This is a genomic window from Pelobium manganitolerans (genome assembly GCF_003609575.1).
GTDB classification, from domain to species: Bacteria; Bacteroidota; Bacteroidia; order Sphingobacteriales; family Sphingobacteriaceae; genus Pseudopedobacter; species Pseudopedobacter manganitolerans.
Genome location: NZ_MBTA01000002.1, coordinates 67388 through 93596 on the forward strand (window position 1 = coordinate 67388; position 26209 = coordinate 93596).

Annotated in this window: 25 protein-coding genes and 1 pseudogene; 14 read left to right on the forward strand and 12 right to left on the reverse strand. The window is 40.7% G+C overall.

Annotated elements, in window-relative coordinates; genetic code table 11:
- The first annotated feature begins 70 nt into the window (after nt 1–70).
- On the forward strand, nt 71–643 hold the full coding sequence (locus BCY91_RS02490) for a YhcH/YjgK/YiaL family protein (protein WP_120180457.1): 573 nt from the start codon (nt 71–73) through the stop codon (nt 641–643).
- Nucleotide 644: 1 nt separating this feature from the next.
- On the opposite strand, the gene BCY91_RS02495 is transcribed toward BCY91_RS02490, so the two are convergent.
- Nucleotides 645–1262 carry a response regulator gene (locus tag BCY91_RS02495; protein WP_120180458.1) on the reverse strand — a complete coding sequence of 206 codons (618 nt, stop codon included), beginning with the start codon at nt 1260–1262 and terminating at the stop codon, nt 645–647.
- Nucleotides 1263–1486: 224 nt separating this feature from the next.
- Here BCY91_RS02495 and BCY91_RS02500 point away from each other — a divergent pair, with 224 nt between their 5' ends.
- The 3 genes and pseudogenes from BCY91_RS02500 to BCY91_RS17820 all read left to right on the forward strand — a co-directional run.
- Nucleotides 1487–2068 (forward strand): 7-carboxy-7-deazaguanine synthase QueE, encoded by a 582-nt coding sequence (locus BCY91_RS02500; RefSeq protein WP_120180572.1) that lies wholly within the window; start codon nt 1487–1489, stop codon nt 2066–2068.
- Between the two features lie 65 nt (nt 2069–2133).
- Entirely contained in the window at nt 2134–4008 is a 1875-nt protein-coding gene (locus tag BCY91_RS02505; RefSeq protein WP_245988983.1) for an OmpA family protein, read from the forward strand.
- A gap of 400 nt (nt 4009–4408) precedes the next feature.
- Nucleotides 4409–4549 (forward strand): annotated as a pseudogene (locus BCY91_RS17820) (type II toxin-antitoxin system YafQ family toxin); the annotation flags it as partial.
- A 93-nt stretch (nt 4550–4642) separates the two neighbouring features.
- Here the strand turns inward: BCY91_RS17820 and BCY91_RS02515 are convergent.
- The 3 genes from BCY91_RS02515 to BCY91_RS02525 form a co-directional block, all read right to left on the reverse strand.
- Complete coding sequence (locus BCY91_RS02515) at nt 4643–6952, reverse strand: family 20 glycosylhydrolase (RefSeq protein ID WP_120180460.1); 2310 nt, start codon at nt 6950–6952, stop codon at nt 4643–4645.
- A gap of 82 nt (nt 6953–7034) precedes the next feature.
- On the reverse strand, nt 7035–7985 hold the full coding sequence (trxB, locus tag BCY91_RS02520; RefSeq protein WP_120180461.1) for a thioredoxin-disulfide reductase: 951 nt from the start codon (nt 7983–7985) through the stop codon (nt 7035–7037).
- 93 nt (nt 7986–8078) lie between these two features.
- Entirely contained in the window at nt 8079–8450 is a 372-nt protein-coding gene (locus BCY91_RS02525) for a putative zinc-binding protein (protein WP_120180462.1), read from the reverse strand.
- A gap of 234 nt (nt 8451–8684) precedes the next feature.
- Between BCY91_RS02525 and BCY91_RS02535 the strand changes: the two genes are divergently transcribed.
- From BCY91_RS02535 to bcp, 4 genes are all read left to right on the forward strand, one after another.
- Nucleotides 8685–10964: a nitric-oxide reductase large subunit gene (locus BCY91_RS02535; protein WP_120180464.1), complete on the forward strand. Its 2280-nt coding sequence runs from the start codon at nt 8685–8687 to the stop codon at nt 10962–10964.
- A 539-nt stretch (nt 10965–11503) separates the two neighbouring features.
- A complete protein-coding gene (locus BCY91_RS02540; protein WP_120180465.1) occupies nt 11504–12115 on the forward strand; it encodes a fumarylacetoacetate hydrolase family protein in 612 nt (203 codons plus the stop codon).
- Between the two features lie 3 nt (nt 12116–12118).
- Nucleotides 12119–13834, forward strand: coding sequence for a M23 family metallopeptidase (locus BCY91_RS02545; protein ID WP_120180466.1), 1716 nt, complete (start codon nt 12119–12121; stop codon nt 13832–13834).
- A 2-nt stretch (nt 13835–13836) separates the two neighbouring features.
- Entirely contained in the window at nt 13837–14301 is a 465-nt protein-coding gene (gene bcp, locus BCY91_RS02550) for a thioredoxin-dependent thiol peroxidase (RefSeq protein WP_120180467.1), read from the forward strand.
- Nucleotides 14302–14328: 27 nt separating this feature from the next.
- Here the strand turns inward: bcp and BCY91_RS02555 are convergent, their stop codons facing one another.
- From BCY91_RS02555 to BCY91_RS02570, 4 genes are all read right to left on the reverse strand, one after another.
- A complete protein-coding gene (locus BCY91_RS02555; protein ID WP_120180468.1) occupies nt 14329–15360 on the reverse strand; it encodes a GntR family transcriptional regulator in 1032 nt (343 codons plus the stop codon).
- A 77-nt stretch (nt 15361–15437) separates the two neighbouring features.
- Complete coding sequence (gene can / locus BCY91_RS02560; protein ID WP_120180469.1) at nt 15438–16145, reverse strand: carbonate dehydratase; 708 nt, start codon at nt 16143–16145, stop codon at nt 15438–15440.
- Entirely contained in the window at nt 16129–17745 is a 1617-nt protein-coding gene (locus BCY91_RS02565; protein WP_120180470.1) for a SulP family inorganic anion transporter, read from the reverse strand. The genes can and BCY91_RS02565 overlap by 17 nt, the downstream gene beginning before the upstream one ends.
- 44 nt (nt 17746–17789) lie before the next feature.
- A complete protein-coding gene (locus tag BCY91_RS02570) occupies nt 17790–18116 on the reverse strand; it encodes a hypothetical protein (protein WP_147387892.1) in 327 nt (108 codons plus the stop codon).
- Between the two features lie 154 nt (nt 18117–18270).
- On the opposite strand from BCY91_RS02570, the gene BCY91_RS02575 reads away from it, so the two are divergent.
- From BCY91_RS02575 to BCY91_RS02585, 3 genes are read left to right on the forward strand one after another with little or no spacing between them, the layout of a single operon-like run.
- Nucleotides 18271–18681, forward strand: coding sequence for a GNAT family N-acetyltransferase (locus tag BCY91_RS02575; protein WP_120180472.1), 411 nt, complete (start codon nt 18271–18273; stop codon nt 18679–18681).
- A gap of 42 nt (nt 18682–18723) precedes the next feature.
- On the forward strand, nt 18724–19746 hold the full coding sequence (gene ruvB, locus BCY91_RS02580; RefSeq protein ID WP_120180473.1) for a Holliday junction branch migration DNA helicase RuvB: 1023 nt from the start codon (nt 18724–18726) through the stop codon (nt 19744–19746).
- A 26-nt stretch (nt 19747–19772) separates the two neighbouring features.
- Nucleotides 19773–20408: a hypothetical protein gene (locus tag BCY91_RS02585; RefSeq protein ID WP_120180474.1), complete on the forward strand. Its 636-nt coding sequence runs from the start codon at nt 19773–19775 to the stop codon at nt 20406–20408.
- A 111-nt stretch (nt 20409–20519) separates the two neighbouring features.
- On the opposite strand, the gene BCY91_RS02590 is transcribed toward BCY91_RS02585, so the two are convergent.
- From BCY91_RS02590 to BCY91_RS02605, 4 genes are read right to left on the reverse strand one after another with little or no spacing between them, the layout of a single operon-like run.
- Entirely contained in the window at nt 20520–21362 is an 843-nt protein-coding gene (locus tag BCY91_RS02590; RefSeq protein ID WP_120180475.1) for an SDR family oxidoreductase, read from the reverse strand.
- A gap of 33 nt (nt 21363–21395) precedes the next feature.
- Nucleotides 21396–21911, reverse strand: a complete 516-nt coding sequence (locus tag BCY91_RS02595; RefSeq protein WP_120180476.1) for a hypothetical protein — start codon at nt 21909–21911, stop codon at nt 21396–21398.
- Between the two features lie 9 nt (nt 21912–21920).
- Nucleotides 21921–22415: a nucleoside deaminase gene (locus tag BCY91_RS02600; protein ID WP_120180477.1), complete on the reverse strand. Its 495-nt coding sequence runs from the start codon at nt 22413–22415 to the stop codon at nt 21921–21923.
- 4 nt (nt 22416–22419) lie between these two features.
- Nucleotides 22420–23628, reverse strand: a complete 1209-nt coding sequence (locus tag BCY91_RS02605; protein ID WP_120180478.1) for a proline dehydrogenase family protein — start codon at nt 23626–23628, stop codon at nt 22420–22422.
- Between the two features lie 80 nt (nt 23629–23708).
- On the opposite strand from BCY91_RS02605, the gene BCY91_RS02610 reads away from it, so the two are divergent.
- The 3 genes from BCY91_RS02610 (at nt 23709) to BCY91_RS02620 (ending at nt 26028) form a co-directional block, all read left to right on the forward strand.
- On the forward strand, nt 23709–23915 hold the full coding sequence (locus tag BCY91_RS02610) for an RNA-binding S4 domain-containing protein (RefSeq protein WP_120180479.1): 207 nt from the start codon (nt 23709–23711) through the stop codon (nt 23913–23915).
- Nucleotides 23912–24979 (forward strand): 3-dehydroquinate synthase, encoded by a 1068-nt coding sequence (aroB, locus tag BCY91_RS02615; RefSeq protein ID WP_120180480.1) that lies wholly within the window; start codon nt 23912–23914, stop codon nt 24977–24979. The genes BCY91_RS02610 and aroB overlap by 4 nt, the downstream gene beginning before the upstream one ends.
- A 218-nt stretch (nt 24980–25197) precedes the next feature.
- Nucleotides 25198–26028, forward strand: coding sequence for a prephenate dehydratase (locus BCY91_RS02620; protein ID WP_120180481.1), 831 nt, complete (start codon nt 25198–25200; stop codon nt 26026–26028).
- Nucleotides 26029–26209 lie beyond the last annotated feature (181 nt).

Genomic DNA, 26209 nt, shown 5'->3' on the forward strand with positions numbered 1-26209 from the left:
ATTTGCTTTTTTTCTTTCTGATGCAAAATAAAAACTGTTTTCCGCGTAAATTAGAGTAAAATCCAATTACATGAAATATATTCCTTTATTAACAATTGCTGCCCTATTCTTAAGCGCTTGTAGCAGTAACAAGGCCCAGTCTTGGTTGGCGCAACAAGCATCGGCAAAAAACTTAAAACCAAAAGTTTATGCAGATGTAAATTTAACCGAGTTTAAAAAGCAGTACGCTGCCAACCCGAAAATCTGGGACGAGGCCTTTCAATTTATGCAAAACCATAATTTACAAGAACTTGCACCCGGTAAATACCCGATAGACGGCGACGAGGTGTTTGCATCGGTAACCGAAGTGGTGGACAAACCATTTGTAGAAACTAAATGGGAATCGCACCGGAAATACATCGATTTGCAGTACGTTATTAATGGCAAAGAGAAAATTGGCGAAGCTTCCTTTGAAAATCAAAAGGTAACGCGCCCTTATGATGCCCCTAAAGATGTTGCCAATTATGAAATTGATGGCGGAAAGTTTTATACAGCAGATTCTACCACCTTTTACCTGTTTTTTCCAGCGACTACACATCGACCAAACATCAAGGTAAATGATGAAAAGGTAAAAAAGCTAGTCATCAAAATTAAAGTGTCTTAAACTACACCAGCTTGTGCTCATAGGCGTATTTAATTAAACCAACGGTGGTACCGCTGTTGGTTTTCCGCATCATATTTTTGCGGTGCGTTTCTACTGTCCGTTCAGATATGTACAACTGTTGCGCTATTTCTTTACTGCTCTTCTCCTGCATAATCAGCTTCAAAACCTCCATTTCGCGGTCTGTTAAAACCGGCTCACCATCAGTTATTCCTAAACCGCGCACAATAATATTACTGATTTCATTACTCCAAAATTTACCGCCGTTGCCCACCACCGTTAAGGCAGTTAGTAGTTCTTGGTGCGCGTATTTCTTTAAAATATAGCCATCTACACCCAAATCAATCATTTCTTGCACTTTTTGGGGTTCATCATGCATAGTAAGGATAATGATTTTTAAATCGGGCCTAATTTCTTTTGCCTGTTGTACCAGCTGCAAGCCGTCCATATCCGGCATCGAGTAATCAGCAATCATCACGTCAATTGGTTCCGATTTTAGATGGCACAGCGCATAATAGCCGTTTGAGCAGCAAGCCGAAACGTGATAGTCTTCCTGCTCACGAAGTAAATTTCGCAAGCCATCCAAAAGGATAGAGTGGTCATCAACTAAAATGATCCGCATAGAATAGAATTGTCGGGTGCGTTAATACTACAGCTAATTTGCTAAAAATAATTAAGCTTGAAGCTGTTTTATAGAATTTTTGTTACAAATCTTTTTGCTTGTATAAAATGGCAATGTAAAAGCAATAAAACAGGCGGTTTAACACTGTCGTTTCAAAATAGCTTATCTTTGCGGCATTGAAAACGAGAACAGTTATTCCGGAAGACGGAACGATGCTTCCATTAATGGAAGAATTTTACACCATACAGGGCGAAGGTTATAATTCGGGGAAGGCGGCGTATTTTATTCGCTTGGGCGGATGCGATGTGGGTTGCCACTGGTGCGATGTTAAAGAAAGCTGGGACGCCGATATGCACCCATTAACGGCCACCCAAACCATTGTTGAGCACGCAGATCAATTTCCGGGAAAAGCGGTTGTGGTAACCGGAGGCGAGCCTTTGCTTTACAATTTAGATGAGCTAACAAAGCAGTTGAAAGCGCGTGGCATTGCTACTTTTATTGAAACTTCTGGCGCTTATCCTCTGTCGGGTTTTTGGGACTGGATTTGTTTATCGCCAAAGAAATTTAAGGCGCCACGTAAAGATATTGCACCTTTTGCTAATGAGTTAAAAGTAATTGTGTTTAACAAAAGCGACTTTGCTTGGGCAGAAGAACATGCCAAACTGGTTTCTTCGGACTGCAAACTATACCTACAGCCCGAGTGGTCAAAAGCAGCAGAAATGACACCGCTGATTATAGATTATGTGATGAATAACCCTAAATGGGAGATTTCTTTACAAACGCATAAATTCTTGAATATTCCATAAATTTTATAGATTTAGCCTATAAACCAATCCGGATGAAACGCCTCCTCTCTCTTTTATTTTTGTTGATGGCTTTCCAAATTGGTTTTGGGCAAGAAAAGTACACTACCAACAGCCGTAACGCCATTAAAAGCTACGAAAAAGCGCGTTACCTCTTAGATTTAAACGAGTTTAAGCAAGCGGCCGATGAGCTAAACGCTGCCATTAAACAAGATGATAAATTTATTGAAGCTTATTTGCTTTTGGCCGATGTTTACCGCGTAACTTTCGACCAGCTAAAGGCGAAGGAAAGCTATCGTAAAGCTTTTGCTATTGCCCCCAACTTTGCGCCAGACCGCTATTATTATTTGGCCGAAAGCGAGCTAAAAACAGGCGATTACCAGCAAGCTTTAGAACATTACAAAATTTACAAACAGCGTGGCAATCCTTCTATAGAAAGAATTGTGTTAGCAGATAAATACATTTTAGATTGTGAATTTGCGCTGAATGCCATTAAAAACCCCGTGCCATTTAAACCAGAAAATTTAGGTCCAAATGTAAACACTGCCGACCAGGAATACTTAGCCGCCTTAACTACAGATGAAAGCGTATTGATTTTTACGCGCCAGATAAACCGTAACGAAGATTTTTACCGCAGCTATAAAAAAGGCGAAAGCTGGACAAAAGCCGAATACCTGAGTTCGAACATCAATACGCCATCTTATAATGAGGGTGCGCAATGTTTATCGCCAGACGGGCAGTTCTTGTTTTTTACCGGTTGCAACCGTCCGGATGGCCTAGGCCGATGTGATATTTATGTTTCTAAAAAAGAAGGTGATAATTGGAGCAAGCCGGTAAACTTGGGTTTCCCTATTAATACCAAAGGTTGGGAATCTCAGCCTTCTTTATCTGCCGATGGCAAAACCTTGTTTTTTGTGAGCGACAGACGGGGCGGTATTGGCAGCTACGATATTTGGAAAAGTACCTTAGGTGATGACGGACAGTGGACCGCTCCCGTGAATTTAGGTTCAAATGTAAACACGCCTTATGATGAGCAATCGCCGTTTATACACCCCGATAATCAGACGCTCTATTTTTCATCAAACGGTTGGCCGGGATTGGGCAATAAAGATTTGTTTGTAACACGCTTAGACAGCGCCGGAAACTGGTCCACACCAGAAAATTTAGGTTACCCGATTAACACTTATGGCGAAGAAAGCGGTTTAACCATAAACGCCAGTGGCACTAAAGCCTTTTTCTCGTCTAACAATTTTAGCGGTTATGGCGGTTTTGATATTTACGCTTTCCCGCTGCCCGAAAAGATACGCCCCATTGCTGTTAACTATGTAAAAGGGGTTGTTTTTGATGCAGAAAGCAAAGCGCCATTAGGTGCAATAGTGGATATTATAGATTTGAAAGAAGACCGATCCATACATACTTCATACTCGGACAAGGTGGACGGGACTTTTTTAGCTACGCTTTCGAACGGTAAAGAATATGTTTTAAACGTGTCTAAAGACGGCTATCTGTTTTACTCGGAAAACTTTTCCGTTGAAAAAAACCAGATTGGGAAGCCCATTTTGTTAGAAGTGCCACTGCAAAAAATTGCGGTGGGCAAAAAGGTGGTACTAAAAAACATTTTCTTTGATAGCAATAAATATGACTTAAAAAGTCATTCGAAAATTGAACTCCAAAAACTAATTGAGTTTTTAAAGGAAAATCCGCTGACGGAAATACAGATTAGTGGCCATACAGATGATGTTGGCGATGATAAATCGAACTTAGTTTTGTCGCAGAACCGATCAAAAGCGGTTTACAATTATTTGATAGCGCACGGCATTGCCGAAAAAAGACTTAGCTACAAGGGTTACGGAGAAGCATCGCCGATTGCAGACAACACCACCGAAGAAGGCCGCGCAAACAACCGCCGCACCGAGTTTATTATTACCAGTGTAGGTAGGTAAGCGTACAATAGCAACATTACAACTTGATTACATTTTGATATAAATTTGTAATCAAACAGTTTAACAAATTTTACCATGGAAATTACATTAAAAATAGACAAGCGAAGTAAACAAGCAAAAGCGTTTTGTGAGTACATCTAAACACTTCCGTTTGTTGAACTCGAAGAACCACGGTATAACAACAAAACTGAAAAAGCAATAAAAGAAGCCAAAACAGGCAAAGTTAGCCGAATCAGTCTTGAAAATTTTAGAAAAGATATATATTCCTGATGTAATACATTGAACAAACAGGAAAATTCAGAAAAGACATCAAACTTGCTAAAAAGCGAGGTTTGGATATGCGGTTACTTGATGAGGTAGTAACACATTTGGTCGAAAAAGGCACAATTCCGCAAAACATAAGCCTCACAAACTTACCGGAATGTATAAGGGATTTTGGGAGTGTCACATCCAACCAGATTGGTTATTAATTTGGCAACAGGATGATTCGATACTTCTCGTAACTTTGGTAAGAACTGGAGCACATAGCGACTTGTTTTAAAAACGCCATCGCCATTCTTCACACTAAACGCATCCAGAGCTACCCCAAAAACGGAGAGAAGACATCTAAGCTGTATTGAATGCTTTTCTTCGTTTAGTTATACAACATCACCGCCGGCACTTCCAATTTCACGCCATCCGTTCCTTTTACAGATAGCTTCAATGTCGACCCTGGTCCATCGTCAAAATAAACCACTTTGATGCGGTGCAAACCCGCTTCTAAAGCTACCCCTGCTGCCTTCTCAAAGCGTGCATGTTTACCATCATTGTTTATCACCAATTCATCGTCAATATATAAACGGCTACCATCATCGCTGTAAAGCGAAAACTCAAAAGTCGCATCCTCATTCACGTTAACATAACCCGTAAAAACCAAACCGTACTCGCGGGCCTTATTTGGGATTTTGTAAATGGATATTTGTGAAGCAATGCCTTTTTGCGTTGCAAGCAAAGTGTCTATTTCTGTGGTGCTGCTAAATTTACCGGGAACGTAAAAATAACGCAAACCGCCGGGTTTAACATTAGGCGAACTTTTATCCGCCTTTAAAGTCTCAAAGTTTCGTAACATAGTAGTGGTAACTGCACTGCGTTTACCAGTTGGTGTTATTACTACAAATTTAACTGGCCTATACTCGCCTTTGGGCACTTTTATCTCAAAAGCACCAGTGTATAACGTGGTGGTTTCATTTGGCTCGTAACCGTCAATGCTGTAATAAATTTTTGCGCCAACCACAGACGGCGAAAGCTCAAACCTGTACGATCCGTTTACATTGATAATGGTATCTGTTGCACCAATTGGCCCTGGCACGCGATAAAGTGTATTTTTTTCTTTGTCTAACCAACTTAGGTGTAAAGGCACTTTTTCTTCCGTAAAAGATTTAAAGTCTTTATTTTCTACGTTGGCCCAGGCAATTTCGGAAAGCGCAAACAAACGTGGAAAAAGCATATATTCTACTTTTTTTGGTGTGGTTATGTACTCTGTCCACATGTTTGCCTGCACACCTAAAATATATTGTTGTTGCGCCGGAGTCAAAGTTTGCGGCGTTGGATTATAGTTGTAAATTTTCTGGATTCTGCCGTCGCCACCAATACCTACGGGTTCAAATAAGGATAAACCCTGCGTATGGTCTAAATACAAGCCATCTGTGCTTGGAGTCATGATGACGTTATGGTGTTGCTTGGCGGCCGCAATTCCGCCTTGCACCCCTCTCCAGCTCATCACGGTAGCATTTGGCGCTAAACCTCCTTCCAAAATTTCATCCCAACCAATGATGGATCTTCCTTTCTTATTCACAAACTTTTCTATGCGATGGATAAAATAAGATTGCAGTTGCTCTTCATTTTTTAAACGTTCTTTTTTAATTCGCTTTTGGCAAAACGGACAGGTTTTCCAAACAGTTTTTGGGGCTTCATCACCACCGATATGTATCAATTTGGATGGGAAAAGTTCCATCACCTCTGTTAGCACATCTTCTAAAAATTCGAAAGTATGGTCTTTGCCCGCGCAAAAAATATCAGGGAAAACGCCCCATTTTTCTTCTACTTTATAAGGTCCAGGATTATTGCCACAGCCTAATTCTGGATAAGCGGCCAAAGCTGCCATGGCGTGTCCCGGCATTTCGATCTCCGGAATTACATTGATGTATTTTTTTGCTGCATAGGCCACAATTTCTTTAATTTCTTCTTGCGTATAAAAGGCGCCGTAAGGTTCGCCATCAAACCATTGTGGCATCCTATCATGATAATTCCCTACTAAAGTTTGTGCGCGGTAAGCGCCTACCTCGGTTAGTTTAGGGTATTTTTTGATTTCGATACGCCAACCTTGGTCGTCTGTTAGGTGCCAATGAAAGTTATTTAGCTTGTACATCGCCATCAAATCCAGGTACTTTTTAATAAAGTCGAGCGGAAAATAATGCCTGCAAACATCTAAATGCAAGCCTCTGTAAGCGTAACGTGGTTCATCTGCAATAGCACATTGTTGAATTTCGCCATTATCTGAAGCTAAGTAAAGTTGCATTAAACTCTGGGTTGCATAAAAAACACCTTGCGCCGTACCTTTTAGTTGTATGTTTTTAGACGCTACGTTTACCGTGTAAGCCTCTTTTAGCGCGTTTGCGGTGTTAGCGGAGTTGAATGAAATCATGGATTCCGGCGCTTGCACAAAGTTTTTAGCCAGTACCAAATCAATTCCCTGCCTTTGCTTAACCAACTCTTTAAAAAGCTCGGCACTTTGCCTGTCAGCATCCGTTTCGTACTGCAAAGCCGTTTTTTCTGTAATTTTAAAGAAGCCTTGGTTTATGGTAGCAGATTTAGGCGCTGGAATTATGGGCAACCTAGCAGGTATATTTTGGGCAAATACAGAAATGCTAAAAAACACACAAAAAGCCGTGATAAAATTCTTCATGTTAAAGAGAACTGGTTGTAATTGGCAAATAATAAAAAAGCCTGTGTTTCCACAAGCTTTTCGTAAATCTATTCTGTTAAAATTATTCTTGGTATTCTTTTGCAGCCAAATAACGCTCGGCCTCTAGGGCGGCCATACAACCCGTTCCGGCGGCTGTTACCGCTTGGCGATATATTTTATCCTGCGCATCGCCACATACAAAAACACCTTCTATATCTGTGGCTGTGCTATCCGGATGGGTGATAATGTAGCCCACCTCGTCCATTTTTAGCCAATCTTTAAAAATATCAGTATTTGGTTTGTGGCCTATAGCTACAAAGAATCCCGTTGCGGGAATTTCCTGCTCTTCTTTGGTAAGGTTATTATACACTTTAACAGCAGTCACGGTTTGGCCGTTGCCGATAATTTCTTTGGTTTCTGTATTATATAAAATTTCGATGTTTGGCGTGTTTAAAACGCGGTGAACCATCGCTTTTGATGCTCTAAACTCGTCTCTGCGCACCAACATGGTTACTTTGGTACAAAGTTTTGCCAAATAGGTAGCTTCTTCTGCTGCGGTATCGCCGGCACCAACAATCACTACTTCTTGGTTTTTAAAGAAGAAGCCGTCGCATACCGCACATGCCGAAACACCAAAGCCATTATATTTTTCTTCGGACGGTAGGCCTAACCACTTTGCGGATGCGCCGGTAGAAACAATCACGGTATCGGCTAAAATGGTTTTGTTTTCGTCAACTACTACTTTATGTACCGGACCGCTAAAATCTACGGATGATACGTATCCAAAACGAATATCTGTACCAAAACGTTCTGCCTGTTTGCGGAAATCTTCCATCATCTCCGGACCCATCACGCCGCCTGGGTATCCAGGGAAATTTTCTACGTCGGTTGTGGAGGTAAGTTGGCCACCCATTTGCATACCCGTAATCATTACAGGTTTTAAATCGGCCCTAGCCGCATAAATTGCCGCGGTATAACCTGCCGGTCCGGACCCTATAATTAAGCACTTAACGTGTTCTAATTCTTCTGCCATTTTAATATTAATGTTTGGCCAAATTTAGTATTCGCAAGTGCCATTGTCAAATGCTTAACGCTTATATCGCGATAGAAATAAATTATTAATGGTTTAGCTACCGTGAAGCTTATTCACATCTTTTGATAGCTGAACATAAATCTCATCTGCTTCGGCCTTATCAAAATCATGGTCTTGACGCTTTTTTACGCCCGAGTCAGACAATTTAACGTGCATATCGGGCTGTATACCGTGGTTATTTAAACATGCCTTTGCACAAGCAAGCGGGCAACCATCAATCACCACAATAGGTCTTTCACTTTTAGCGGTTTTAACCAAAGCTTTCACATTACCACCTACACCGGCAATGCAAGACATCTCTGCAATTTTATTTCTGTTTAGTTGCAAAGCCAGATAGTTGGCCATTTGCGCAGCATCCGAACATCCCGAGCACGAATAAACTAAGGGCTTTTTCGACTTTTCCATTACGTTGGCCAATGTAAAAGCTAGTGAAATAACGGAACATGATATGTATCATATTTTTAAAACTTTTTTCTCATACCACAGCCCAAATTCGGCAGATAATTTAGCGCCGTTAACATCCATCGGTATCAAAATTGCTGCAAAACAATTTGCTGCCGAAGCAAAATTCGTTAACTTGTGTAATCATTTTAATCAAATGCTAATTTTCTATCATCAATTACCTAAAAATCAATCTAAATGAAAAGTCCAAAAAAGTTATGGCTAACCTTTGGCTTAGTCATCGGTTTATCTTTTGCCGTGCTACTCTATTACGGCGTTGAAATTTATCAAAATGCACCACCTATCCCCGAAAAAGTAGTTTCATCTGACGGAAAGATTTTATTTACCGGAGAAGAAATTTTAGACGGGCAAAACGTGTGGCAAAGTATCGGTGGGCAAGAAGTAGGTTCAATATGGGGCCACGGAGCGTATGTTGCGCCAGATTGGACAGCGGATTACTTGCATCGCGAGGCATTATTCATTTTGGATGCTTGGGCAAACGCAGATTACGGCATGCCGTATGAGAAAATTCCGGATGAGCAAAAAATGGTTTTGCAATCCCGGTTAAAAAAAGAAATGCGGAAAAACACCTTTGATGCATCTACAAAAACGCTTACCATCTCCCCTATCCGCGTACAAGCTTTTGAATATTTAAATCGCTATTATTCTGATATTTTTGGCAACAATGCTGATTATGACCAATTGCGCGATCAATACGCGATAGCGAAAAACGCGATTAAAGATCCGCAAAGGGCACGACTGATGAATATGTTTTTCTTTTGGGCGAGCTGGGCATGCGTTACCGAACGTCCCGGAGAAACGGTTTCTTATACACACAACTGGCCAAATGATGAATTAATTGGCAACGTGGCCACCGGCGATTTAATGCTGTGGACTGGCTTTAGCATCATTATTTTACTCTTAGGAATAGGCATTTTAGCTTTTTACAATGCACAAAATACCGAGGAAGAGCCAAACGATGACGAGATTCCATTGGAAGACCCATTACTTTCTATAAAGCCAACGCCATCTATGCGGGCTACCATCAAATATTTTTGGGTAGTAACCGCGCTAATTTTGGTGCAGGTAATTTTGGGTGTGGTAACTGCCCACTATGGTGTAGAAGGCAGTGCTTTTTACGGTTTCCCACTGGCAGATTACATGCCTTATTCGCTAAGCAGAACATGGCACGTGCAGATTGCCATATTTTGGATTGCTACCTCTTGGTTAGCCACCGGATTGTACATTGCACCAGCGGTAACCGGCTACGAGCCGAAATATCAGAAGTTAGGCGTTAACTTTTTGTTTATCTGCTTGCTAATAATTGTTGGCGGAAGCATGATAGGCCAATGGTATGCTATTATGCAACGGCTGGGTTTTGTAGAAAACTTTTGGTTTGGCCACCAAGGATATGAGTATGTGGATTTGGGCCGTTTTTGGCAAGCGTTCTTGTTAATTGGCTTGGTGCTTTGGCTGGTATTGATGGTGCGGGCAATTATGCCGGCCTTACGTAGCCGCGATAACAGCAGGCATTTGCTAACCATGTTTATCATCTCTTCTATCGCCATTGCGGTATTTTACGCTGCCGGTTTAATGTGGGGACGTAGAAGTAACTTAGCTATTGCCGAATATTGGCGCTGGTGGGTTGTTCACCTTTGGGTGGAAGGCTTCTTTGAAGTTTTTGCTACCGTGGTGATGGCTTTCATTTTTACGAGGATGAAATTGCTGAACGAGAAATTTGCGACGCTTAACGTATTGTTCTCCACCATCATTTTCTTGGCCGGTGGTATTTTAGGGACTTTCCATCACCTTTATTTTTCTGGCACGCCAACAGCAGTTTTAGCGGTAGGCTCGGCTTTTAGCGCCTTGGAAGTTGTTCCTTTGGTTTTAATAGGTGTTGAGGCTTATCACAACTATAAAATCAGTAAACTAAAACCTTGGATACAGGCTTATAAATGGCCAATATATTGTTTCATCGCCGTTGCATTTTGGAATTTTTTGGGTGCAGGGATCTTCGGTTTCCTAATTAATCCTCCAATTGCTTTGTACTATATGCAAGGTTTAAACACTACACCTTTGCACGGCCACGCGGCGTTGTTTGGTGTTTACGGTGTTTTAGGAATTGGCTTAATGTTGTTTGTGCTTAAAGGCCTTTACCGCCAAAACGTTTGGAAAGATACTTGGATTGCCATTGCATTCTGGAGTATCAACATCGGTTTAATGTTAATGTTGCTTTTAAGCTTATTGCCGATAGGTTTATTGCAGACCATTGCTAGCGTAAACCACGGAATGTGGTGGGCGCGTTCGGCAGAGTTTATGCAACAACCGCTGATGAACACGTTACGCTGGATGCGCCTTTGGGGCGATACCATTTTTGCCCTCGGCACCATTGCTTTAGCAATATTTGTAGTTGGATTGGCTACCGGATGGAGCTACGTTAAAGACAAGTATGACTTAAAGAAAGTGGACAAGAAATAAGAGTGGTTCACCAACAAAAAAATCCTTCGGAGAAATTCGAGGGATTTTTTTTGCGAAAAATGAATTAGATAAAAAACATAAGCGCCACGGACGAAACGACGCTGCCGGAAATTTTAAGCAATAAAGTTTGTATGCCCAGCTTTTTGGGCAACAGCTTAAACGGCAATTTCACTAAAAACGAAGCCAGCCAAAGAAAAATGCCCAGAAAGAAAAATTACTGCTCTCCGAAAAATTGAATTGCTCATCAATTAGTGAAGAAAATTCTTGAAGTTCTCTGCACATAAAAAACGTTATTTATGGAAGCAATATATCTATTTTTGAACTAAAAACCAAATCGGTATAACTGTTACTATGATTAAATTTTAAGAGTTTTTAATTCCCTTATTACGCCTACTTAATTTGTAACTTAGCGGCGCCATTACTCTTATGGCTGTAACGGTACTGTGTAGTATTTGTTCCTAAAAAGAAACACTAATGGCATCTTAAATGCTAAAAAAACGCAAAGCCGTTTTAAAACGCAAAAAACAAACAAAAGATAAATGAAAGTAATTGCAGTTGGCAGAAATTATGCCGAACACGCTAAAGAATTAAATAACCCAATACCCGAAAAACCTGTTTTGTTTCTGAAACCGGATACCGCGGTGCTTAAAAACAACAAGCCTTTTTATATCCCAAAATTTTCTGAAGATATCCACTACGAGCTGGAAATTGTGCTGAAAATTGCCAAAGAAGGCAAGTTTATTGCAGAAAAGTTTGCACATAAATACTATGAGGAGCTGAGCGTGGGCATTGATTTTACTGCACGGGATATCCAAAAACAGCAAAAAGAGAAAGGCTTGCCCTGGGAAATTGCAAAATCTTTCGACAATTCTGCGCCGGTGGGCCAGTTTATGGCGAAAAGCGAAATACCGGATCTGCAAAATTTGGAATTTCAGTTGTTGATTAATAACGAACAACGCCAAAAAGGCAATACAGCGCACATGCTGAACAGTTTTGACCAGCTGATTAGCTACGCCTCGCAATATTTCACTTTAAAACAGGGCGATTTAATTTTTACCGGCACACCGGCAGGCGTTGACAAAATTAAAATTGGCGACCAGCTCCGAGGTTTTTTAAACGGCACCGAATTGTTCAATTTTGAAATTAAATAGCTAATGAAGTTGAAGCGCTTGCAAGCCTTGCTTGCTTTTTTGTTTTTTATTGCAAAGATGGGAATGGCGCAAGACACCAGTTTGCCTCCAATTCCAGCAGATTATTACCGTAATCCCTTAGATATTTCTTTATATCTGGCGGGCAATTTTGGCGAGATCCGCAGCAACCATTTCCACTCTGGTTTAGATATTAAGACCAACCAACGCGAGGGCTATCCGGTTTACGCAGTGGCTGATGGCCATGTTTCACGCTTACGCGTACAGGTTGGCGGTTTCGGAAATGCTTTATATATCGACCATCCAAACGGCACAACCAGTGTATATGCGCATTTGCAACGCTTTAGCCCCGAGATTGCCGCACGCGTGAAGGCTATGCAGTACGAACAAAAGAGCTTCGCGGTTGATTTTATGCTTACCCCGATAGAAATCCGTTTAAAACAAGGCGATTTAATTGCCTATTCTGGCAATACCGGAAGTTCTGGCGGTCCGCATCTACATTTTGAACTGCGCAATACCAAAACAGAAGAAACCATTAACCCTATTTTACTGGGCATTAAAATCAAAGACACGCTAAAGCCACAACTTAACGCACTGTATTTATACAAAACCAATAAATATTCATTTACCGAAAGTACACCCAAACAATACTTCGCCGTCAGCGGAGGAAATGGCAATTACACTTTAGGAAACATTGGCGTAATACAAGTTAACGGCGAATTTGGATTCGGCATTTCGGCTTTTGACCAACAAAATGGCAGTGCCAACCACAACGGAATCTACAGCACTGTTTTAAAATTGGACGGAGAAACTATTTTTGAGTCAATAATAGACCGCTTTGCGTTTGAAAACTCGCGTGCGGTGAACGCTTATATCGATTATCCAAGTAAAATTAGCTCGGGGCGAGTAATTCAAAAAAGCTTCTTATCCGCAAACCCGAAAGTGCGTTTTGTGAAAAAAGCGCTCAATAATGGCTTTATCCAGCTCAAAGACCAAAACGTGCACGATGTGGAATATGTAGTGAGCGACATTGAAGGGAACAGCTCCGTTTTACGCTTTAAGGTTAAAAACAATCCGGCTCTACCTTTGTATCAGGCCAAAAACACAGGTCAATTGATGTTTTGGGACAAAGAGAATAAGTTGGAGAATGAAAATATCAAAATGATTTTGCCAGCGGGTATCCTGTACGATAATTTGCACTTTGATTATGTCGAAAAATCGAAACCTAGCTGGGGCGCTAGCAAAATTTTTCAGCTACATAACCGCCTGACGCCATTGCACAGCAACTATTCTCTCGCAATAAAAGTAGATTCGTCTCAGTTGGCAAACACCGACAAACTGATTATTTTCCAACAAGAAAGCGGTTCGCAAGGTGGTGTTTTTAAAGATGGCTACGTGTGGGCACAACCTAAAACATTCGGAAACTTTTACCTACGGGCAGATGTTACACCGCCTAGCATTGTGCCGTTGAACATTAAAGAGGGTGCAAATTTATCCACCCAATCCAACATCGCATTTAAAATTTCCGATGCGCTCTCGGGCATAAAAAGCTTTAATTTGTATATTGATAATCAATGGGTGCTGGCAGAGTTTGATGTGCGCAACGGCCGTTTGTGGCATACGTTTGATGAAAAAACCGGTTTTGGGAAACATCTTTTGAAACTAGTTGTTACAGATATGAAAGACAATGAAAAAACTTACGACATAACCTTTTACAGATAATTATGGCAACTTTAAAAGTAGGCGATATGGCGCCAGATTTTACCGCAAACAATCAAAATCAAGAGCAGATTAAACTATCCAGCTACCGCGGAAAAAAAGTGATCTTGTACTTTTATCCAAAAGATAATACTCCGGGCTGTACGGCAGAAGCATGCAGTTTTAGAGATAATTATCAAAGCTTGCAAAGCCAAGGTTTTGAAGTTTTAGGAGTAAGTGTAGATGATGAAAAATCGCACAAAAAGTTTGAAAGCAAATTTGATTTACCCTTTAACTTGATTGCAGATACCGACAAAACAATTGTGGAAGCTTATGGCGTTTGGGGCGAAAAAAGCATGTACGGAAAAACTTATATGGGCACTACGCGCAAAACTTTTGTGATAGATGAAGAAGGCAAAATAGCGCTGGTTGTAGATAAGGTAGACACCAAAAATTCTTCTCAACAGCTTTTAGACCTACTTAATAACTAAACTGTTAATATTTAAGGCCGTTTTACATCACAAAGACGGCCTTAATTTTACATGGAACGGAACAGCGCGTTGCTCAATTTTATTGTTTAGGATAAAATCGGCAGTCATGGTGCCCATTGCCACAAAATCTGTTGAGATGGTGGTAATTCCTTTTAAAATGAGCTTTTTTAAAGGCGTTTCATTGTAAGATATTACGCCCACATCTCGGCCTAGCGTTAGATGTTCTGATACAATCCGCTCTATCAGCACCACTAAATCATCCTCCATCAAATTAATATACACCTCTCCTTTTGCCAAAGGTTCTGTAGTAATATCTTCCACAATGGCGTGGTTAAATGCAAACTGACGGCAAAAACGTTTAAATCCGCTCAAAATTTCTTTAGGGAAATAGCTTTTTTTAGGGAAAATGATTTTCAAGGTATCATATTTTGCCAAGCGGCTTTTTGCTTCATTTAAGGCGCCATAAATATCCTCTTCAAAATTCTCGTATATAGAAGCATATTCGCCTCTTATGCCCGCCAACTGCTTATCTAATAAAATAAGTTTATCTTTTGGTAAGGTATTGATAATTTCGTGCGCATTGTTGCCGCCTTCTAAAAAGTGCGGTACAATTACATAGTGCGTATAATCTGCACGGCGGTTTTGGATGGTTTTTTTAAACAGCGCGTAATCATTGTTATAGATGTAAAAATCAATCACCGCATCTGGCCCCAAAGAGCTTACTAAGCTATCGTAAATGATTTTTTTATGTGCCGAAAGCTTATTGAAAAGCAAAAACACCTTTATTTTTTTATCGAAATTTGTTTTGGAAACAAAAAATCCACGTCCCGGAACAGAAACGATAACGCCAATTTTTTTAAGGTATTTGTATCCTTTTTCGGCCGTGTCGCGCGAAATTTCGAGCATAAAACTCAACTCATTGATAGAGGGCAGAATGTCATCCTGTTTTAGGTTTCCGCTTTCTATAGCCGCAATAATTGAATTTACCAGTTGCAGATACTTCGGCGTAGCTGCATAATCATCAATATGGATGATTTTCAAAAAGTCGTTGGGCTTCATTGTTTCAAACAAATATCAAAAAGGGCTATTCAAAAGCTATGATTAACCAATAGCTAATGAACAACCCTTAAAACTGCCTATTTATTTTCGAATTTAAAAACGTGTCCCAATTTCTCATCAGAGTTGGATGACACTTTTAAATCTGTAATAATTCCGGTTTCAAGACTATACGCCCAACCGTGTACGCTAAGTTGGTGACCGTTTTTCCAGGCATTTTGCACCGTATTGGTTTTGCATAAGTTATAAACGTTTTCAATCACGTTTAGTTCTACCAAACGGTTACCTCGTTCTTTCTCATCCTGCATCATATCCAACTCAAAAGCATAGGTACGGTAAATATCTTTAATGTGGCGTAACCAGTTATCAATTAAACCAAATTGTTTCTGGCTCATAGCGGCCAACACACCACCGCAGCCGTAGTGCCCACATACTACCACGTGTTTTACTTTTAGCACGCTTACCGCATAATCCAGCACGCTTAACATGTTCATATCCGTATGGATAACCATATTGGCAATGTTACGGTGTACAAAAATTTCGCCCGGCTTTGTTCCGGTAATTTGGTTAGCCGGCACACGACTATCCGCGCAACCAATCCATAAAACAGGCGGCGTTTGCCCTTGTGATAGTTTTTTGAAGTAATCTTTGTCCTCCTTTAGCGTGTTAGAAACCCATTCCTTGTTCCATTTCAACAGGTTTTCATAGGTTATTTCTTCTCCGTTGGCATTTAGGTAGGTGTTTGGATTTACTACACCTTGCTTTTTGTTTTCAGGTTGTTGAGACATTTTTGTGTTGAGTTTTAATGATCAATTCTTTTAGTTCTGGTAGCTCGTAATGGGGTTTAATGTTTACAAGCTCTACCTTGATTTTTTTGGCTTTCGCGTTTTTTTCAAAATCGTAAATGGCAGCTAACACATCTTTATCAATAAAAAGTGAATGGCTTCCATCTATCACAACAGATTTGTTCCGAGGGATGTTAGCTAGTGTGTATTGGATAGTGCCTTTGTTGAGAAACGAGACTTCCTGTGCCAATTTGATTTTGATTAAATCGCTATTGTTGCTTTGGTCAACGCTGTAAAAATACGGGTTTCTGTAATTAGTTCGCAATAAAAATATAATTGCTACCGCTAAACCTATACCTACGCCCATTAATAAATCGGTAAAAACCACCGCCAAAACCGTTATCATAAAAGGAAAAAACTGATCTTTTCCGTCTTTCCACATTTTTTTAAATAGCGATATTTTAGCGAGTTTGCATCCTACCGAAATTAAAATAGCAGCTAAACAGGCTAAGGGGATTTGGTTAATGATGCCAGGAAAAACCAGTACCGCCAAAATCAGCAAAAAGCCATGAAAAATGGCCGATATTTTTGTGCGTGCACCAGAGTTGACGTTTGCGGAGGAGCGCACAATTACGGCCGTCATTGGCAAGGCGCCCAATAAACCGGCAACTGTGTTTCCTATGCCTTGCGCAACAAGCTCGCGATTTGTTGGCGACACGCGCTTGATTGGGTCTATCTTATCCACCGCTTCTAAGCTCAGCAATGTTTCTAAAGATGCCACAATGGCGATAGTAATGGCCACCGTCCAAACCTGCGGATTGGTAATCTGAGAAAAATCTGGCGCAATAAACAAGGCTTTAAAGTCTGCAAAACTGCTTACCGTAGGTATTTGCACCAAATGGTTGGGCAACAAAGAGAAAGTTGTTCCGCTGAAAAATTGAGCCATAAGCACTCCTAAAACCACCACCATCAATGGCGCAGGTATTAAAGCCAACTTTTTAAATTTTGGCCAAAAAACCAGCACCAGCATAGATGTTACCGCGATAATTACCGCTCCAATATTAATTTTTGCAAGCGCCGCGCTAATGGCCGCTAAGGTTTGGCCCGAGTTGGCGGCAGAGAACACATGCTCTACCTCAAAATTGCCCTGGTAGCCCAACGCATGCGGAATTTGTTTTAAAACTAAAATAATCCCGATAGCGGCCAGCATGCCCAAAATAACGCTGTTAGGGAAGTAGTTGCCAATGGTACCGGCTTTTAAAATACCCAATATTACCTGCATGATACCGGCAATAAAAATGGCCAGCAAAAAGATGTCAAATGCGCCAAGTTCTGTAATTGCGTTTAATACGATCACGGTTAAACCCGCTGCCGGTCCACTAACACTCAGTTGCGAACCGCTGAAACTTGCTACCACTATACCGCCAATAATACCGGCTAAAATACCCGAAAACAGCGGTGCGCCCGACGCTAATGCGATACCCAAACACAAGGGTAAAGCCACTAAAAAAACCACCACACCAGCCGGCAAGTCTTTCTTTAGATTTTTTATATGATAATATTTTCCAATGCCCTCAGCATTGAAAGATTCTTTGTGATCCATTCATCTAAAATTTTTGTTAAACAATAAAATGTATAAGCTAAATTTTAGGCGCGGTTTGGAGGAGGAGTAGGTATAGAAGGGTAGTAAACGTTTAAATATTTTTTAGAATAGCGGTGAAAAGGCATAAAAAGCTGGTTCACCGAAAAATTTGCACGTGCATATCCGCAGATAAGGTTGTTTACAGTGTAAAGCTTACCGCTATCTTTTGCACCGTCTTTGGTTTCGTTTTCCAGCTCGAGCTGCATAATTGCAGAATTTACTAAACCTTTGTCGAAATTGAATACTACAGGCGCAACGGCAACAAACATCTTCACGGTGAAGATGAAGAGGAACAAATTTCCGTAAAACAATATCCTTCTTTGCCTGCTCAAATGTGCTTGTTTAGAGTTTCAAAAATAAATAAAGCTATTTTTTATGCAAATTCACGTGATTATTTTTATCAAATCCATCTAAAAAGTGACATTCACTTGAAACGTTCGCTTAAGATGAATTGTTTTCACAATAAAATTTGTCAAAATTGTTTTTATGCAAAATATAGAACAAATTCCGCCAGAATTAACTTTAAAATTAAGGCAAAAAGAACTTTACCCGAATTTAGATTTAGAGAAAGCTAAATTATCCGAGGATGATAATGGAACTCACTTAGGTTTGTTTCACGAAAACCGTTTGATTACCGTGGTTTCTTTATTTATCACAGGAAAATCGCTTCAGTTTAGAAAGCTAGCCACAGACAGTCGTTACCAAAAGCAAGGATTTGGCACACAGATGATCAAGTACATCATCAATTTCGCCCGCGAGGAGCAACTGAACAAGATTTGGTGCAACGCCCGCGAAAGCGCCGAAGGTTTTTACAGCAAGCTCGGCTTTAAAGCAACAGACGAAAAATTCATCAAAAACGGCATTCCTTATCTTATCATGGAAATGGAATTAGATTAACCATATTTTACAGGTAAAGCGCTCTTTTTGTATCTTCATGCCATGAATGAAAATTTGGACCCTAACGCCGAGCGATTAAGCAGTGCCGACAAGGAAATGGAAAAGGTTTTGCGGCCGCAAGAGTTTGAGGACTTCACCGGACAGGAGAAAATTTTAGAAAACCTTCGGATTTTTGTGCAGGCGGCCAAACTGCGAGGCGAGGCGCTTGACCACGTTTTGCTGCACGGGCCTCCCGGTTTAGGAAAAACTACCTTATCGCATATTATCGCAAACGAGATGGGCGTGGGCATTAAGGTAACCAGCGGTCCAGTATTGGATAAACCTGGCGATTTAGCCGGTTTACTCACCAATTTAGACGAAGGCGACATTTTATTTATTGATGAAATTCACCGTTTAAGTCCTTTGGTAGAGGAATACCTCTACTCGGCCATGGAAGATTTTAAAATAGACATCATGCTAGAAACGGGTCCGAATGCGCGCTCGGTGCAAATATCGTTAAGTCCATTTACCTTGGTGGGCGCTACTACACGCTCGGGCTTGCTAACTTCGCCTTTACGTGCACGTTTCGGCATTAACTCCCGCCTACAGTATTACGACGCTAAGCTACTTACCACCATTGTGATGCGGTCCGCACATATTTTAAACACGCCGATAACAGAAGAAGGCGCATTTGAAATTGCCCGTCGAAGCCGCGGTACGCCACGTATTGCCAATGCGCTTTTACGCCGCACAAGAGATTTTGCCCAAATTAAGGGCAACGGAGAAATCGAAACAGAAATTGCAAAATATGCGTTAAACGCTTTAAATGTTGACGAGCATGGCTTAGATGAAATGGACAACCGTATTTTATCGGCCATTATAGATAAATTTAAAGGAGGACCGGTTGGCTTAAAAACCATTGCTACCGCCGTTGGCGAAGATGAAGGCACTATTGAAGAAGTGTACGAGCCTTTTTTGATCCAAGAAGGCTATTTGATGCGCACATCCCGCGGACGCGAAGCCACAGAAAACGCATACCGGCATCTGGGTAAATTAAAATTGGGAGGCACTGGCACTCTTTTTTAATTTTGACAAATGATTATATTCGAATTATGACAGCACACAATTTCGACGTAGATATTACTACTCCATCAACCAAGCAACAAGTTAAAATAAACAAAGATTCTATTTCCGTTAATAATCAGCAAATTAACTGCGCAGATGTTAAGGCGGTACGTTACGGCGTTTCTTTACTGGGCGGCGCTAAAAATCCAAACGGAAAAGAATATATTATTGATATTTTAGGCGATAACGGAAAAACCTTAAACATCCGCTTCAAATCAGATAAAGTTGGCGATCTGCTTGAAGAAGATCATACCTACTACTACATTATGTCGGGTTTATGGCAGTATGTAAAAAAACAGCTTATCAACCATTTTATTGAGGAACTAAACAACAAAAAGGAAATCACTATTGCCGATACCCACATCAACAACCAAGGTTTTGTGATGAAGTACAACAGCGGTTTCTTATTTTGGAAAAAACAAAAAACCGAGCTGGTGCCTTGGAACAATTTGAAATACTATTTATCTAAAGGTGTGTTGCACGTAGAAAGCATCAGCGAAAGCAAAAAACATGCGACTTTTAGCTTGCATAACGATTGGAATGCAGTGGTGTTAAACACGATGATGCACTATTTGTGGCAGGACCAACGCAAGGAAAAACTGGCTAAGGGGCAGGCGATTTAGACGGAAGAGTTTACCCAAAAAAGAACATCATCTGGAGATTTAATTCGTAACAAATTACGCCAAAATCTCCAGATGAGGTTCTTCATTTTATTCGAGGAAAAGATGCGCTTCTTAACCGTTTACAATTGTTCCGCCGTTAGGATGTAATACCTGCCCGCTTATGTACGATGCGTCATCCGAAGCTAAAAACACATAGCATCCGGCAACTTCTTCGGGTTGGCCAGGACGCCCCATAGGCGTATCTTTCCCAAAGTTTTTTACTTTTTCTTTATTGAAAGTCGCCGGGATTAAGGGTGTCCAAATTGGACCCGGCGCAACTGCATTTACACGGATTTTCTTCTCTGATAAGGATATGGATAAAGAACGGGTGAAAGCCACAATAGCGCCTTTTGTTGCAGAATAATCTAACAATTGCGGACTGCCGTGATATGCTGTTACAGATGCGGTATTGATGATGCTGCTCCCCTCTTTCAAAAATGGCAATGCTGCTTTTACCAAATAAAAGTGAGAGAAGATATTAGTGGCGAAAGTTTTCTTTAGCTGTTTATCGCTAATGTCTAAAATAGATTTTTGTGGAAACTGCATTGCCGCGTTATTCACTAAAATATCTATTTGTCCAAAATTGTCTAAAGCTTGTTCCACTACTTTTTTGCAATGGTCTTCTGCGCTAACGTCGCCTTTAATTAGCTTGCACTTTACGCCGTATTCCTCTACCTCTTTTTTTGTTTTTTTTGCGTCTTTGGTTTCATCTAGGTAGGCAATTAAGATGTTGGCACCTTCTTTTGCAAAAGCAACGGCAACTGCCCTGCCAATACCGCTATCGCCACCGGTAATAATCGCCACCCTATCTTTTAGTTTGGGATGAGGTCCGCTAGTACCCTTATACTGTGGCTTTTCTTTCATCTCATGCTCTTTGCCCGGTTGCTTAACCTGCGGTTTTTTTTGTGTTTTCATAGTTTCTGATGCTTATATATTTATTGGAATAATTTAACCCAATGCAGGCGGAGCGTACATCATCACAATCACTAGCCCGAAAATTACGTGGCCTAAAATCAGCTGTAATAAATAATTAGCTACATGCGTCTCCATAAAATTTTTGTAAACGCGAATAACCGCATACCATATTAGCGCGCCCAAAATACCGTTGGCCAAACCCAGAAAAATGCCGTTATACCAAGCGGGGGTTAAAATGCGGTAAAACCACAGATGTGCCTCCGCAAAAATGTATCCGGTAAAAAAGTGGATGATTGTTCCTAACGTAACGTTTAACCAAGTTGGCGCATCTTTAAGGTAGTGGCCAATAATTTTACCCAGCAGCACGGGTTCCACAAAATTCTTTTTAGCTAAAGACGAAACTAAAATGCTGAAAAAGGTAAAAGCCATAGTGGCTAATAAAGAAATAAGCAAGGCATTTGAGCTGTTGTTGCTCACTTCTGCCATCAACAGTATTGAAGTAAAGGTTGCCATAGAAATAAGATGTTGCTTTATAAAAACAACAACCATTCCATATTGCTAAAGGCTTCCGTTTTTAATTTTTTCTTTGTCCTTTTCGGGCATGTTTACCCAGGTTTCAAAGGCTTTCATACTTTCTGATGGTAGTAAACGATGAAATTTTAGCGCTCGTTCGGCAATAGGTTTAGCAAGTTCATCGTAAATAAATTCGTCGCTAAAACCTGCCCATTTTGCGTCTTCTTTTAAGTTTCCGTAATAAACCTCAGCAATATTTGCCCAATAAATAGCGCTAAGGCACATGGGGCAAGGTTCGGCGCTGGTGTATAACGTGGCGCCTTTTAAGTCGGACTGTTTCAACTTTTTGCAGGCTTGGCGGATAGCATTTACTTCGGCATGTGCTGTTGGGTCATTATCCTGGTTAACGGTGTTGGCCGCTGCGGCAATTACTTTCCCATCTTTTACAATCACAGTCCCAAAGGGACCACCGGCAAAAGTTTCTAAATTTTTCTCGGCCAAAGCTATGGCTTGGCGCATGTGCTTTTCATGTTTCTCCATAATTTTAAGTTAACAAATGCCCTTCCACTTTTCTGCGTTGTTGTTCTTGCTTTATCAGTTTTAGTTCGCGTCCTACCTGTCCGGCAATAGAAGTATTTTCTTTTGCCCGCCTAAACAGATAGGGTAGCACCTCTTTTACAGGCCCATATGGCACATATTTATTGACGTTAAAGTTGCAATGTGCTAAATTAAAAGTGATATGATCGCTCATACCTAAAAGCTGGGCAAAGTAAATCCGCGGATGCTTACGGTCAACTTTCTGCTGTTCCATTTTTTCTGCCAAAAAACGGCAGCTCTCCTCGTTATGCGTAGCTAAAACCATTGCCACCTTATCCAAATTATCTAAGCAAAAAGCAGCGGCAGCGTTAAAATCTCGGTCGGTGCTGGCTTTGTCTGCATGTATTGGCGATGGATAATTGTAGCGCAAAGCCCTTTTGCGTTCTTTTTCCATATACGCACCACGCACCAACTTAGCGCCCAAAACAAAATTTGCGGTGTAGGCCCGGGTCACATCGGCAATTAAAGCCTCCAACTTGTTTGTGCGGTAAAGCTGATAGGTGTTATACACAATGGCTTTTTGTTGGTTGTATTTTCGCATCATCACCATCACAATATCATCAATAGCCGGCTGTATCCAGCTTTCCTCGGCGTCAACCATCACCATTTGGTGACAAACAAAGGCCTTTTCACAAATTTGGTTAATGCGCACGAGGGCTTTATCCCACTCCAATTTTTCGTATGCTTTTAGCACAGCGCCATTGGCTATTTTTTCGAGTAAAGAAAAACGGGCCAAACCCGTTATTTTAAACACACAAAACGGAACGGCATCTGGCATAGCTACAGCCTTATCTATACAAGCCATTATTTGCTTCGCGGTATCGTCAAACATCTCTTCGCGCTTGGCACCTTCTACCGCATAATCCAAAATGCTTCCCACCCCGTTTGCCTGAAGTTTTAAGATTGTTTTGGTGCTGTCCTCTATCGTCTCGCCACCGCAAAACTGCTTAAAGATGGTGTTCTTTATCAAACTATTAATTGGCAAACCCAAGCCTAGCGCAACGTTGGTGAGCCAGGGACCGGCATTGGCCAGCAGGCGGATGTTGATTAAACGGAACAAACGGAGCGCCGCCCTAAGTTGTTTGTTAGATAAATGTTTGAAACCCTGTTTGGTATTTTTGAAAGATAAATCACACGGAGGGCGAAGGTTTTGCATGGCGGATGGTTTAAACAAAAATAAAAAAATCGCCGACCATATAATTAGCCACAACAACGCTTTTTTGTAAGTTTGTTGCTATGATTAAATTTACGCTCGAGGGCGATTTTATACAGTTGATTCAGCTATTAAAAGCTACCGACCTGGTTTCGTCTGGTGGCGAAGCACAAACCGTAGTTACAAACGGATTGGTAAAATACAACGGAACAGTAGATTACCGCAAAAGATTAAAAGTAAAAAAAGGCGATAAAGTAGAATTTAACGGCCAAACCATCAGCATTATATGAAGCCTATCCAAAACAATAATTACAAGGTATATTTTGATAACAGCCTGAACACGTTGACAGAAGTGCTGGCGCAGAAAAATTATTCGAAGGTTTTTATCCTTACGGATGAGGTGACAGGCGAGCTATGTTTGCCAGTACTGCGAGAAAAGCTTCCGGATTTGGATAACTTCGACTTAATTGAAGTGCCAAACGGCGAGGAAAACAAAAACATCGATTTCTGTATCGGGATTTGGCGCACTTTATTGGATTTTGAAGCTGATAGAAACGCCATCTTAATAAACTTAGGCGGTGGTGTAGTTACCGATATGGGAAGTTTTGCGGCATCGACCTTTAAACGAGGGATTGATTTTTTGCAGATTCCCACTACCCTACTTTCGCAAGTTGATGCCTCTGTGGGTGGCAAAACAGGTATTGATATGGACGATGTAAAAAACATCATCGGCACCTTTGCGCAACCCCAAGCGGTAATTATTTCGACTGATTTTTTAAAGACATTATCAGACAGGCAAATGACTTCTGGTTTTGCTGAAGTGATTAAACACGGCATTATTGCCGATGAGAATTTCTTTAACGAAGTTGCTGTTTTAGATAATGCACGGGAAGTTAGCGAGGCGCAGATTTACCACTCGGTGCATATCAAAAACGTTGTAGTTACCGAAGACCCTTACGAGCGCGGGTTGCGGAAAACGCTTAATTATGGGCACACCATCGGCCACGCGGTAGAATCCTGGTCGCTCTCAAACGAGAAAAATCCGTTATTGCACGGTGAAGCAATTGCCATCGGGATGATTTGCGAAGCGTATTTGGCGCATAAATTAGCTGGACTTTCGGCGGATGATTTAGAAGTTATAAGCCAAACTTTTCTTAAATTTTATGGCAAATACGAAATACGCGGTGGCATTGAGCGCGCACTTTTAGAGGTGATGAAAAACGACAAGAAAAATACCGCCGGAAAAATCAGCTTTTCTTTGCCAGATAAAATAGGGCATTGTTTGTTTGATATTTTTGTTGAAGAAAATTTGATATTAGAAGGTTTAGATTATTACCGCGGTTTATCGCGCTAAAAAACTTCTACAATTAAAATAATTTTAAAAAATTTTGTGCTTTGTTTGAAAAACTCAGGAAAAAAGTTACATTTGCCTCCACAAAGAAAAAATGAACATTAACACTACATATTACTTCGGTTACTTTTATTTTAGAAATAAGAGCCGGGTAGCTATGTCTTAGTTTATATAAGAAATTTGAACCCGGCTCATTCAGCCGGGTTTTTTTTTATCAAAAAATGAGCAGTAAAAAACGCGTTGCAATACAAGGTATCAAAGCTTCTTTCCATGAGGAAGCGGCATTTAAATTTTTTGGAGAAGACATAGAAACAGTTGAATGCAACTCGTTTAAAGAAACTTTCCAAAAGCTAAGCGCCGGCAAAGCCGATTATGTGGTGATGGCTATTGAAAACAGTATTGCCGGAAGTTTACTGCCCAATTACAGCTTATTGCGCGAGTATAATTTCCCGGTTATCGGTGAAGTTTATTTGCCCATTAAACTGCACCTAATGGCGTTGCCGGGCGTTAAGTTTGAAGATATCCGCACGGTAACTTCGCACCCGATTGCAATACGCCAATGTGGCGATTTTTTAGATGATTTTCCGCAGATTAAAGTAGTTGAAAGTAGCGATACCGCCGCCTGCGCAAAAAAAATCCGCGATGAACAGCTGACGCACACCGCCGCAATCGCCAATAGTTTGGCCGCCAAGTTATACGGTTTAACCGTGCTGGAACGCAGCATCGAATCAAACAAAAAAAATTATACCCGTTTTTTGATTTTAACCGATAAGCATATCGAAATCAAAAATCCTAATAAAGCTTCTATCTGTTTCCAGGTGAGCAATGAAGCTGGCGCTTTGGTAAAAGTGCTGAATATTTTAGCCGAGCTAAACATTAATATGAGTAAAGTACAATCAATGCCGGTTTTAGGAAGGCGTAACGAGTACAATTTTTACGTGGATATTGAATGGGAAGGTGCAAACAATTTTGATGATGCGATAAATAGAATGGTGAAACACACCATCAATTTTAGCATTATGGGCGAGTACGTTAAAAACGATGCGGTGTAAAGAAGTTCATTGAGTTGGTTCATTAGTGAATTAATCAATGGCAGAGTAGTAAGTGGTGAGTAGAATTTAAAATTAAAAAATATCAATATAGAAATGTGAAATGTATTCAATCCTCAAAATTCAGAATTAACAAGGATTCAATCATTCTCTCATCCAATCATTCAAAATTAAATAACAAAAA